General features: G+C 56.9%; 9 protein-coding genes, 1 tRNA gene and 1 pseudogene. 9 read left to right on the plus strand and 2 right to left on the minus strand.

Annotated elements, in window-relative coordinates:
* The first annotated feature begins 93 nt into the window (after positions 1-93).
* A tRNA-Lys gene (locus QQL24_RS34170) sits at positions 94-169 on the plus strand.
* Between the two features lie 109 nt (positions 170-278).
* On the opposite strand, the gene QQL24_RS34175 is transcribed toward QQL24_RS34170, so the two are convergent.
* Together QQL24_RS34175 and QQL24_RS34180 are read right to left on the minus strand one after the other, a co-directional pair.
* Positions 279-1049, minus strand: coding sequence for a site-specific integrase (locus QQL24_RS34175; protein ID WP_284316792.1), 771 nt, complete (start codon positions 1047-1049; stop codon positions 279-281).
* Positions 1016-1777, minus strand: a complete 762-nt coding sequence (locus QQL24_RS34180) for a DUF4158 domain-containing protein (protein ID WP_284316793.1) — start codon at positions 1775-1777, stop codon at positions 1016-1018. Before QQL24_RS34180 ends, QQL24_RS34175 begins: the two co-directional genes overlap by 34 nt.
* A 673-nt stretch (positions 1778-2450) precedes the next feature.
* Between QQL24_RS34180 and QQL24_RS34185 the strand changes: the two genes are divergently transcribed.
* The 8 genes and pseudogenes from QQL24_RS34185 to QQL24_RS34220 all read left to right on the plus strand — a co-directional run bounded on the left by QQL24_RS34185 (position 2451) and on the right by QQL24_RS34220 (position 10985).
* Positions 2451-4136, plus strand: a complete 1686-nt coding sequence (locus tag QQL24_RS34185; protein WP_284316794.1) for a sensor histidine kinase — start codon at positions 2451-2453, stop codon at positions 4134-4136.
* Positions 4114-4800: a response regulator transcription factor gene (locus QQL24_RS34190; protein WP_284316795.1), complete on the plus strand. Its 687-nt coding sequence runs from the start codon at positions 4114-4116 to the stop codon at positions 4798-4800. The genes QQL24_RS34185 and QQL24_RS34190 overlap by 23 nt, the downstream gene beginning before the upstream one ends.
* A 99-nt stretch (positions 4801-4899) precedes the next feature.
* A complete protein-coding gene (locus QQL24_RS34195; protein WP_284316796.1) occupies positions 4900-5289 on the plus strand; it encodes a response regulator transcription factor in 390 nt (129 codons plus the stop codon).
* Positions 5290-5908: 619 nt separating this feature from the next.
* Entirely contained in the window at positions 5909-7507 is a 1599-nt protein-coding gene (locus QQL24_RS34200; RefSeq protein ID WP_431310804.1) for an arylsulfatase, read from the plus strand.
* Positions 7508-7682: 175 nt separating this feature from the next.
* Positions 7683-7877 (plus strand): annotated as a pseudogene (locus tag QQL24_RS34205) (arylsulfatase); the annotation flags it as partial.
* Between the two features lie 296 nt (positions 7878-8173).
* Positions 8174-9115 (plus strand): HAD family hydrolase, encoded by a 942-nt coding sequence (locus tag QQL24_RS34210; protein ID WP_284316799.1) that lies wholly within the window; start codon positions 8174-8176, stop codon positions 9113-9115.
* Between the two features lies 1 nt (position 9116).
* The gene (locus QQL24_RS34215; RefSeq protein WP_284316798.1) at positions 9117-10106 is read left to right on the plus strand and encodes a formylglycine-generating enzyme family protein; all 990 of its coding nucleotides are present in this window, start codon (positions 9117-9119) and stop codon (positions 10104-10106) included.
* A 210-nt stretch (positions 10107-10316) separates the two neighbouring features.
* Positions 10317-10985 (plus strand): hypothetical protein, encoded by a 669-nt coding sequence (locus QQL24_RS34220; protein WP_431310802.1) that lies wholly within the window; start codon positions 10317-10319, stop codon positions 10983-10985.
* The last annotated feature ends 135 nt before the right edge of the window (positions 10986-11120 follow it).

An 11120-nucleotide genomic window follows, 5' to 3' on the forward strand; every position in this document is an offset into this window, starting at 1 on the left:
AAATTTATCGTCACACGCTGGACACACGGGAAGAGCTTTGCTACATCGCCCCCCGTCGAGCGCGGCAACCTTCCGCGCTCTGATTGTTTCGATGGGCGCATAGCTCAGTTGGTAGAGCAGCTGACTCTTAATCAGCGGGTCCTAGGTTCGAGCCCTAGTGCGCCCACCATCGAAACCCTGAGGCAAAACATAAGCTTAGCGATAAGCGTTCTTGACGCCGATTTCGGCATTCTGACAAGGGCGAGGGTTGCTATTCTGACAAATCCCCCCGCTTCGTTCTAACCTGCAGTCTTTTCCGAGCCCCCTACTCGGCTTTGTTCATCTGAGGCTTGGGCATAGCGAAGGGGTGCTTGAACGGTCTTGTGACCGCTCAGCGCTCGCATCTGTGCGTCGGTCAATCCAGCGTCCGCGGCTTCGACGTTTCCGCCATGTCGCAGCCCCATAAACTTGACCTCAGGACCAATGCCTGCAGCTAAGCGAATCGCCGCGAAGCGATGTCGGAAATAGTCAATCTCCCAGGGAAGGCATATTTTGCGTGTCCGATCCGGCAGGTCTCCGGTGACGATCAACCCGCCTTTTCTTGGAGCGCTATCGAGCCGGGCAACGATTTCAGGCCACAGACACGTGCCATCCTCATTGTAGAGCGGGACGTCAACCAAGACGCCAGTCTTGTTGTGAAAGATCTGGATATGATTTGGCTTCTCGGCCGAACGATAGTGTGTCCAGGAAAGCCGGCCTAGAATATCGGTTTGTAGCTGAAGGAAGTAGAAGACGATCATCGCTGCAGTGCCAAGTGACGGCTCGCCTGCGGCATCCGCAGCAGCAACGAAACGATTGAGTTCGCCCCTCCTCACAGGTCTGGAGCGCTTTGCTTGATAGCCATAGAGATCCATATCGACGAATGGATTTTTGGCTGGGACGGCATCATCGCGTGATCGCCACGCCACGGTCCACGCCTTCCGCACCACGCCCATCGCTAGGACAGCTGTTCGGCCGCGCTCCTTGCCATCGCTTCTCACGCGAATTTTTGCGTAGAGCATATCGGCCACGCCAACTGCGAATCCACGTTCAGTCTTCGTAAGAAGACCAAACTGCCCAGAACACTGTTGAGGTTATCCGTGCTTGGGGCATCCGGTGAGGATCGAAGCCAATGGTAGCGCATTTGCCCGATGTCGCTGTCAAGGCCGAGAAGTTCGTCGAGAAGATGCAACTTGTTTTCGGAAAGCCCGTTCAAAACGGCTATCTCTGCTCGGCGTCTGGCGATCGCTCGACCTGCGAGTCCAATTCTCTCGATTGTGTCTTCAGATGGCAACAAAGCATTCTCGGCATGAAAGGTCGCGATCACCGCGCTGGCTATTGCTGATCCTTTGTCGCTGACATCGGCTGCGTTGATCGCAGCGAGCAGCGCCGTTCGCCGATCCTGCGCCACTGGAGTGCGCTTTTGTAGATACGACAGCAATCGCGCAACGTGATCAAGCCGAGTTGGTTCGCGGCGAGCATATAGATCAAAAAACTTCGGGCTGATGTCCAATTGCGCCGCAATGTAGATGAGAGTCGCTTTCGGCAGTTTCTCTCCGGGCATCAGCGCTCGTCCTGGATATCTCATCAGACACAGCTGAACGCCAAAACCTAATTGGTTGTGAGGGCGGCGGCGGGCCTGGATCTCGAGCAAGCCCGCCGAAGTGAACGTGTAGTGGCGGATGAGGCTCTCTTCGTCTGTAGGAATGGCAAAGAGCGCTTGCCGTTCTCTGGTGCTGAGCAGCTTCCTTCGACCCATTTCTTGCCCTCATCTCCAAGCCATTGTTAGACTCGGATGAGATGCCATTGAAAATGGGTGGCGAAGCTAAAATTGGGGAATCTATCAGACAGAGGCGCCGTTCATCGTCCGTTCTAGCTTAGCGTATGATTTCGAGCAGTTCTTGTTCTGACCCCTTGAAGGAACTCCATGGTCAGATCGCGGCCTCTACCCGCTCAAGGCCAATGACGAGCCCGCCATGTCAGAAGGAGGCGGCCCTCCCGCGGAGCGGGTTCGTGCTTGGGCGCCATACGGTCATCACTTGCTTGCGACTTGATGTGCGCTCCGGCTCCAAGTAGGGCGCGTACCCTTGTTGGACCTCCGCCGGAATATGCATCCGGCGCGGCATCATCTTACCCACATTTTTTAGTATGCAATTGGCAGCGACGCGCGCAATGATTGTGCTGGAGAGTCTAGAGCATCTGGTGCTCCGATGTTCCTAAGCGCAGCAACGACATTCGCAGGGTGGGCTCTGGCTTGCGTCAAATGCTGGCGTCCGAGCAAAGACAGATATGCGATCTTGGGTTGCAGCGCCGCCTTATTTTTCTTTGTTTTGTCTCTGCCCTCGGAGAGTTGCGCGCAAGCGCCGCAGCATGTGCTCGTTCTATACGATAACAATCGCCTACTCCCTGCGAACATCGATGCGGATCGTGGCTTGAGCGACGCGGTTGCGTCATCAGGCCGCAATGTGGATCTCAGTGCAGAATTCCTCGATTATCCCCGCTTCGGCGGTGAGGGCCATATCCGGACAGTCACGACATATTTGCGTGAAAAATACGCGTCTCAGCCTCCGGATGTGATTGTAGTCGGAGGCAATGGAGCCCTCGATTTTCTGGTGCGTAACCGTACCCTGCTGTTTCCAAATGTTCCCGTGATTCACATGGGGGTGGACAAAGCATTTGCGGACGCGATGAAGCTCCCGGCCAATTTTGCAGGAGTGCCCGTCGAAGTCGACATGATTGGCACTATCAAGCAGGCCCTTCGCTGGCATCCTCGGGCTACACATCTTGTCGTCGTGACAGGAGCTTCAGCGCCTGATCGAGAATGGGAAAGCGACCTACGCACCCAACTGATCCCATTGCAGAAGCAGCTAAGCATTGAGTTCCTTGCCGGGTTGCCGACGCCCGAGCTCCAAAAGCGGGTTGGTTCACTCGGCTTGGACACTGTGATCTTTACTCCCGGGTATTTTACGGATGGTGATGGCCGAAGCTTTGCGCCGCGCGAAGCGGCAAGGGCGATCGCAACCGCGGCGTCCGCGCCCGTGTATGGCCCCTTCAATACCTTCATCGGCGTGGGCGTCGTCGGTGGACGAGTATCGAATTTCGAGGCAATGGGCCGAATGGCGGGAGGCATCGTCAATCAAGTTCTGGACGGCCATAAGCTGTCCGAAATTGCATTCCCGAAACTAATGCCGACGACCTTGAGTATCGATTGGCGCCAGATCGAACGGTGGGGGATCGCTCAAGGCGACATTCCGTCGGATGCGGAGGTGCACTTCAGGACACCGGGGCTTTGGGAGCAGTACAAGAGCCTGGCACTCTTGATTGCTGCTGCCTTCCTCGTTCAAACCGCTCTTTTGGGAGGGCTTCTGTTCGAGCGTCGTCGTCGTCGAACTGCCGAGAATGCCGTGGACAAGCACCGGTTCGAACTCGCTCATGCTTCTCGGCTGGCGATCGCTGGAGAACTAACCGCCTCAATCGCGCATGAGATCAATCAGCCTCTGGGCGCTATTTTGAGTAACGTTGCCGCAGCTGACCTGATCCTCGAATCTAATTCGGGGCAGCAGGAGGAATTGCGCCAAATACTTGCCGACATTCGACGCGATGACCTGCGCGCAAGCGAGGTCATCAAGCGTTTGCGAACACTTCTTGAAAAGCATCAAGTCAATAAATTGGCAATAAATCTCAACGAAGCGATCGCGGATACAGAGTTAATATTGAGAGCGCAAGCTTTGAGCCGAAAAGTTGATTTATCGGTCCTTCAATCATCAAACGAAGTGACGATAACGGCCGACAAAGTCCAAATTCAGCAAATCCTGATTAATCTCGTTCTCAATGCCATGGATGCCGTTTCGGGCATGCCCGAGAATCATCGAATAGTTACCCTTTCCGTTGCTCATGAGGCAGGGACGGCTTCCATCCGGGTTTGTGACACTGGCCATGGCATTCCAATCGGTCAGGAGGCGCAGCTGTTTGAGTCATTCTTCACGACCAAGGGGAGCGGTATCGGACTAGGGCTCTCAATCGTGAGAACGCTCGTGCAGGCCCATGGCGGTAAAGTTTGGGCGCAGAACCGGTCAACCGGGGGAGCGACATTCTATGTCGAACTTCCTGCTGGCTAATGCCAACATTGCGTATGGAGGCAGCATGAACTCGAAGCCGATGGTCCATATTGTGGACGATGACGAGGCATTTCGCACGTCCCTCCTTCGATTGTTGCGAGGGCACGATTTCGATGTGAAGACTTATGCGTCAACAGGGGACTTCCTACTACACCGTCCATCCGATCGTTATGGTTGCATCCTGCTGGATATTCGTTTGCCAGGCCCATCGGGCATCGAACTACATGCCGTTCTCAGGGAACAAGGGGTGTACCTGCCTGTGATTTTCATTACGGGGCACGCCGAGGTGGACACTTGCGTAGCCGCAATGAAAGCAGGTGCGGTCGATTATCTTGAGAAGCCGATCGAACCAGAGGCGATTCTGAATGCTATTGGCAGGGCGTTGGACCGCGATGGCCGCGAGCGCGCGCTCCGCGGCGCGCGAGATGCGCTCCAATCCACTTTTTCTTCTTTGTCACAGCGTGAACGGCAGATCTTCGATCTGATAATAGCTGGCCGTCTCAATAAACAAATTGCCGACGATCTTGGCATTGCGGAGCGAACTGTGAAGGCGCAGCGCGCCAGTCTGATGGAGAAATTGGGCGTGAAATCTGCGGCCGGCCTCGGCCGTTTTGCCGAGAAAATCTACACCGATAAAGAGAAAAGGGCTGATTATTTCGATTGAGAATGAGCACGTCATAGTTGCCCTTTTGGGCAGTTCTTGTGCCCGTAGGCTCCATTGTGGTCGTCTCTCTGCGGACCGACACTGCCTCAGGAGGCAGCCATGGCCGCGCGCATGAAAATACTTGTCGTTGATGACGATGACAGCATGCGCCAAGCGATCTCACGACTTCTTAATGCGGCCGGCTATGAGAACGCCACTTTCCCAACTGCCGAGGCTTGTCTGGCATCCGGGGTGACGTCGAATGCCGACTGCCTCATATGCGATCTTCATCTGCCTGCGATGTCCGGGCTGGACCTTCTTGCTGAATTACGCCGTAGAAATTGCGGAATCCCCGTTATTCTAATGACAGCATTCGATGAACGAGGGCTGCATTTACGCGCCCTGGAAAGCGGCGCGGCTGCATATCTCGCCAAACCATTCCTTGGCACGACACTCCTCGAATCAATCCAGGGGCTTGGTGGCGCCGGGAGCGGGGCCGACGAAATATAGTCGATGGCTCTGGTTGGCGTGCTTGGAACTGGCTGCCAGCCGCCGGAGCTCGGCTGGCGTCACATTCGACCGCATCTTCACCGCCGATGGCATGCGCGATACGCCATGGAATCGGATCGGGATGATGTGCAGAACCCCCCGTCAGTCAGAAATTGCGCCTGTTGGTATGTCTGGCCTGTCGGCCGATATCGCGGTCGCTTTCACTTTCGGGAAATTCGGTGTGCCCTTTCGGGCAGAATGCGCTGCCCCTTAGCCCTATAGTCTCTACGGCGCATGAAGACGAAGATGCATGGGCGGTCGTTTCGCCCTGCTTTTCGAGTAAGAAGGCGCATGCAGCCGCCGGTATCGAGTGAAACGTTCTTCCGGTCATTTAGAAAAATAATAGTTCAATTCACCGCAGGCGATCAAGAAATTGGTGGCGCGCGTTCACTTTGCTTTTGGGGCGTTGCCGGTAGCCGCCTCGTCATCGCCGCCTACTGGTTTCAAGCCAAAAGAAGGAGGTAGCAAGATGAAGTTCCGTAATCTCTTCTTTACGACGGTATCCGCCGCGATTTTAGGTACAGGGATAGCCCTCCCGGTGCAGGCGCAAGACCAGAAGCCGCCTAACATCCTCTTCATCATGGGCGACGACATCGGCTGGATGCAACCGAGCATCTATCATCGTGGCCTGATGGTTGGCGAAACGCCCAATATCGATCGCATCGGCAACGAAGGTGCGATGTTCACCGATTACTATGCCGAGCAAAGTTGCACCGCCGGCCGAAATGCCTTCTTCACTGGAATGCATCCGCTCCGCACAGGGATGATACCGCCCCAACTGCCCGGCAGCCCCTCCTATTTGCGACCCGGCACCCCGGCGCTCGCCAAGTTTCTGCACGATCTCGGCTACAACACCGGCGAGTTTGGCAAGAACCATCTGGGTGACCATACCGATGCTCTCCCGACGGCACACGGCTTCCAGGAATTTTGGGGTTATCTCTATCACCTCGACGCCATGCAAGGAGTGAGTTTCCCTGACATTAACAAAAGCGCGTCTGAGCAAACGATCGTCCCACCTTGCAAGAACACACCAGTTCCTGGGCTCTCCGATCCCCCCGGCGCCGTCGATCCGAAAACCACCCTCTGTCTGATGCCCCCGCGGCCGATGATCGCCTGCAAATCTTCCGATGGCACGGCGCAGAATCAAACTTGCTCGGACGAGGGCCCGTTGACGCTCGATCGGTCCCGGACCGTGGACGAGGAAATCTCCTCTCACGTTGTCGACTATCTCGATCGCAACGACCCGAAGAAAACCAACAAGCCCTTCTTCGTCTGGTACAACCCAGCCCGTATGCACATCACCACGATGCTCTCGCCGAAATATGAGGCGATGCTCGGCGAAAAAGGGGGCAAGGATTGGGGTATCAATGAAGCCGGCATGAAACAATTGGATGATAACATCGGCGTCGTGCTGAAGAAGCTGGAAGATATGAGCCAGCTCGACAACACCCTCGTCGTGTTCACAACCGACAACGGCGCTGAAGTGATTACCTTTCCAGACGGCGGCGTCACACCGTTCAAGGGCGGCAAGCTGACGACCTGGGAGGGCGGCATGCGTGCCCCGCTCGTGGTTCGGTGGCCCGGGCACATCAAACCCGGAACTGTCAAAACACAGATGATGGCGGCGCTCGACTGGTTGCCCACTCTGGTGAACATTGCCGGCGGCCCGAAGGGCGACGCGTTGAAGAAGCAGATCGAAGCCGGCAGCTATCCAGGCATCGTGAAGACAACCCTCGACGGCATCGACCAACGCGACTTCCTGGAAGGAAAGTCGGATTCGGCGCGGAATACGTTTTTCTATTACACCGGCGCAACCCCGTCGGCGGTTCGCTTCAAGAACTGGAAACTTTATTTCTCGATGGCAGGGGCCGATGCGACTGGCGGACTGTTGGGGGCCCAGACCTTCCACTGGACACAGATCGCCAACATCAAGCGTGACCCCTTCGAGATCACAGTCGTGGATAATAAGTCGCTCCTGGCCATGGGCGGCGCGCTCGCGGGTCCCAGTACCGCTTACCTTTACGACTGGAACATCCTGCCGATTGGCCAAGCGCTATGGCTGAAGGAGCTTGAGTCCTACGAACAATTCCCGCCAATGCAGGCTCCAGAAAGTTACAATTTGAGTCAAGTCCTGCAGCAGATAAAAGACGCGAAGACGGGCAGTCACGCGGGTGAGTAACCTGCAGTGTCAAATGAAGAGAGAGGCGACACGCGTGTCGCCTTTTTCGGTAGAGCTTCGACAGCGATCAATCTGCATCACCGGCAAATCCGCGCAGTAGGCCTTCATCCAATCTGCCACTCGCCCACTAATCATAGCTCTTGCAACGAAATCGCTGACCGCGAAAGGTTCTGCAATGAACTTCCTCAAACGAAGCGCATTTGGCCTTTTTGCATCCGCTGGCATTTTGATCGGCCTGCCCGGCTCCGCCCAGCAAGCAAAGCCCAATATTCTTGTGATCATGGCGGACGATATTGGGTACTGGAACATCAGCGCCTACAACCGCGGAATGATAGGGTATCGAACGCCCAATATCGATCGCCTCATCGAGCACGCTTTCCTGCTCGTTCCGGACCAGGCGATCGTGGCTGAGCATCTTCAGAGCTTTCGGGATTTTCCGCCACGCCAAAGACCGGGGTCGTTCTCAATCGAGCAAACCATGGAGATGCTCAGGGCGCCACCATCAGGCAACTAAAGCAAGTCGTAAGAGACGTATGGAGCTCCGAGATGATGCTACCTTTGCAAAGCAACACTCCCTCGTCATTGAAGCGCATTCCTCGTTCCATCAGATGGGTTTACTCGGTGGTGTGCGCCGCCATTTTGGCAGCCACGCTATCCGCCTTGCCGATGGCAGCCAAGGCACAATCGCCTGATCCTCTGCCATCATGGAACGACGGGCAATCGAAGCGCGACATCATCGCATTCGTCGAAGCGGTCACGACGGTGGGGTCGCCGGACTTCGTGCCGGTCGATCAGCGGGTCGCTACATTCGACAACGACGGCACGCTGTGGGTCGAACAGCCTGTCTATACACAAGGCTTCTTTGCCGTCGATCGTCTCAAGGAAATGGCGGCGCAAAATCCGCCCTGGGCAAGTACCAAGCCCTACAAGACGATCGTATCCAGTGGACTGAAGGGATTGTCGGGCATCGACGAAGCGGGGCTAGCGCAGATCATCGGCGTGACGCATTCCGGTATGACACCGCCTGAATTCTCCGCCATCGTCGACAAGTGGCTTGCTTCAGCCCGGCATCCGCGTTTCGACAGGCCGTTCACCGAACTGACCTACAAGCCCATGCTCGAGGTTCTCGCCTATTTCCGGGCGAATGGCTTTAAGACCTATATCGTCACGGGTGGCGGCGTCGATTTCGTGCGCGCCTTCGCTGAGAAAGCCTATGGCATACCGCCGGAGCAGGTGATTGGCTCCCGCATTAAGCTGACCTTCCAGATGCAGGATAGCCAGCCGGAGCTCTTTCGGCAGGACAAGATCGACTTCATCGACGATGGCCCCGGCAAGCCCATCGGCATCGAGCAGGGCATCGGCCGGCGCCCGATTGCCGCCTTCGGCAATTCGGATGGCGATTTGCAGATGCTGCAATGGACGGTCGAGGCGGGGAAAAGGCGCCTCGGCGTCGTGGTCCATCATACCGATGCCGAACGGGAATATGCCTATGACCGCAACTCCAAGGTGGGCCATCTCGATGTCGCTCTCGATGCCGCAAAGCTGGACAGTTGGACCGTTGTCGACATGAAAGCAGACTGGAAGACGATCTTTCCTTGGGAGAAGTAAGATGCGAGTCCTGCCGCAAGATATAGCGACGCCGGCCGATGCGCGCGGCATGAACATGGTCCACGTGCCCGGCGGGATGTTCCGCATGGGTTCAAACAATCATTATCCCGAGGAGGCACCGGCGCATCGTGTAACGGTCGACGGCTTCTGGATGGATGCAACGCCGGTTACCAACCGGCAGTTCCGTGCCTTTGTCGAGGCCACCGGTCACGTAACCCTCGCGGAGATCGCTCCCGATCCAAGGGACTATCCCGGCGCTCTGCCGCACATGCTGCGACCAGGTTCGTTGATGTTCAACCCACCGACGCATGTGGTCAACCTGCGTGATTGGTCGCAATGGTGGACCTTCAAGTTTGGCGCAACCTGGAGAAGGCCATACGGCCCAACATCCTCGATCAAGGGGCTCGACGAACATCCGGTGGTGCATGTCGCCTACCGTGATGCCGAAGCCTATGCGGCCTGGGTCGGCAGGTCGCTGCCGACAGAGGCAGAATGGGAGTTCGCCGCCAAGGGGGGGCTGGAGGACGCCGAATTCGCCTGGGGCGACGAACTGACGCCGGGCGGCAAGCATATGGCGAACACTTGGCAGGGTGCCTTTCCAATCGAGAACACCAAGGAAGATGGCTGGGCGCGAACCTCGCCGGTCAGATCCTATCCGGCCAATGCCTACGGCCTTCATGACATGATCGGCAACGTGTGGGAATGGACGAGCGATTTCTGGTCGACCAAACACCAGGGCGATGCGCCGAAGGCTTGCTGCGTGCCGCAAAATCCGCGTGGCGGCCCGGAGTCTGCGAGCCTCGATCCAAGGCAACCCGAAATCCGCATTCCGCGCAAGGTGTTGAAGGGTGGCTCGCATCTTTGCGCGCCGAATTACTGCCGGCGCTACCGTCCGGCGGCTCGCCATGCAGAGCCCATCGACACGTCGACCAGCCATGTGGGGTTTCGCTGTGTGGTCCGGGAGCTCTCTCGAACCACCGACGTGGAATAGCCATTCGTTGGAGCGGGTCAAGGCGCGGCATACGGGCGCTTCGATGGAAATTACTCAGCATCCAAGCTGACCATGATTCTGGGTGAGTTAGAGCACTCACATAAGAGGGAGGCTTCCATGTTTCGTTATCTCCAGATCGCCTTATGCGCAGGCTGATTTTGCTTAATAGCGAGTAGCACACTGAGCCAGGACGCAACGGTCAAGCCACATGTGCCGCTGGAAAAGACAATCGGCCAAGTGACGGCGACAGGCCCTGTTCCCTCCCTCGCCGTGATCAATGCGTCTGGAGCCAGGCTCGAGGGCAACAAACTGACGCTGACCGGGGTATCGGCAAACTCGATCGTATTCGCCGATCGCCCCGTGCGTGCTGCGGGTCACGTCGCTACCGAACAGTTCATCATGCAGTGGGACGAGGATAAGGGCAGCTTTGCCGCCGACCCGCCAAACGCCACCATTTCCATTCTGGGAGGTGACGGCTCCCAGGTGAACGATGCCGTCGTGACGTTGAAGACCCCCAAACTCGAAGGGGCGAACCTGACCTTCGACGTGGCGGTTCTCGAGGGAAGCCTGAACGGGTCCACAGGGCCGGCCGCGCTTTTCATCGATCCGTTTGCAGCACATTTCGGCGGCTTTCACGGCGGAGGCGGATTTCGCGGGGGCTATGGAGGGTTTCACGGAGGTGCCGTCGGATGGCACGGCGGAGAATGGGGTGGTGGTCGTCGTCGTTACTGGCACGCCCCGGTCTACCGCGGGGCAAGGTACGGCGCTGGCGCCGGTGCAGCGGTTGGCCTGGCTGCAGGAGCCGCCATTGGCGCCGCGGCAGCGGATCCCTACTATTACGGGCAGTGTGGATATTACCCCTATCCGCCGTGTGAGTAGAAGGATCTGCTCGGAACCGGAAGCGACTTCTTCGAGATGGCGTCAAACAGCTCCCTAAGCAAAGTCGTATCCATTGGTCCTAGCATTACAGTCGTAATTTTGTTGCGTGATTGAATGATGTCTGAATCACTGGAG

Origin of the sequence: Labrys miyagiensis (genome assembly GCF_030160835.1) — a bacterium.
GTDB classification, from domain to species: Bacteria; Pseudomonadota; Alphaproteobacteria; order Rhizobiales; family Labraceae; genus Labrys; species Labrys miyagiensis.

Excerpts from the sequence above, each read along its gene's own strand:
- QQL24_RS34200 (WP_431310804.1), top strand. The coding sequence starts at position 5,909 with ATGGGCGACGACATCGGCTGGATGCAACCGAGCATCTATCATCGTGGC.
- QQL24_RS34215 (WP_284316798.1), top strand. The coding sequence starts at position 9,117 with ATGCGAGTCCTGCCGCAAGATATAGCGACGCCGGCCGATGCGCGCGGC.
- QQL24_RS34180 (WP_284316793.1), bottom strand. The coding sequence starts at position 1,777 with ATGGGTCGAAGGAAGCTGCTCAGCACCAGAGAACGGCAAGCGCTCTTT.
- QQL24_RS34210 (WP_284316799.1), top strand. The coding sequence starts at position 8,174 with ATGGCAGCCAAGGCACAATCGCCTGATCCTCTGCCATCATGGAACGAC.
- QQL24_RS34195 (WP_284316796.1), top strand. The coding sequence starts at position 4,900 with ATGGCCGCGCGCATGAAAATACTTGTCGTTGATGACGATGACAGCATG.
- QQL24_RS34190 (WP_284316795.1), top strand. The coding sequence starts at position 4,114 with ATGTCGAACTTCCTGCTGGCTAATGCCAACATTGCGTATGGAGGCAGC.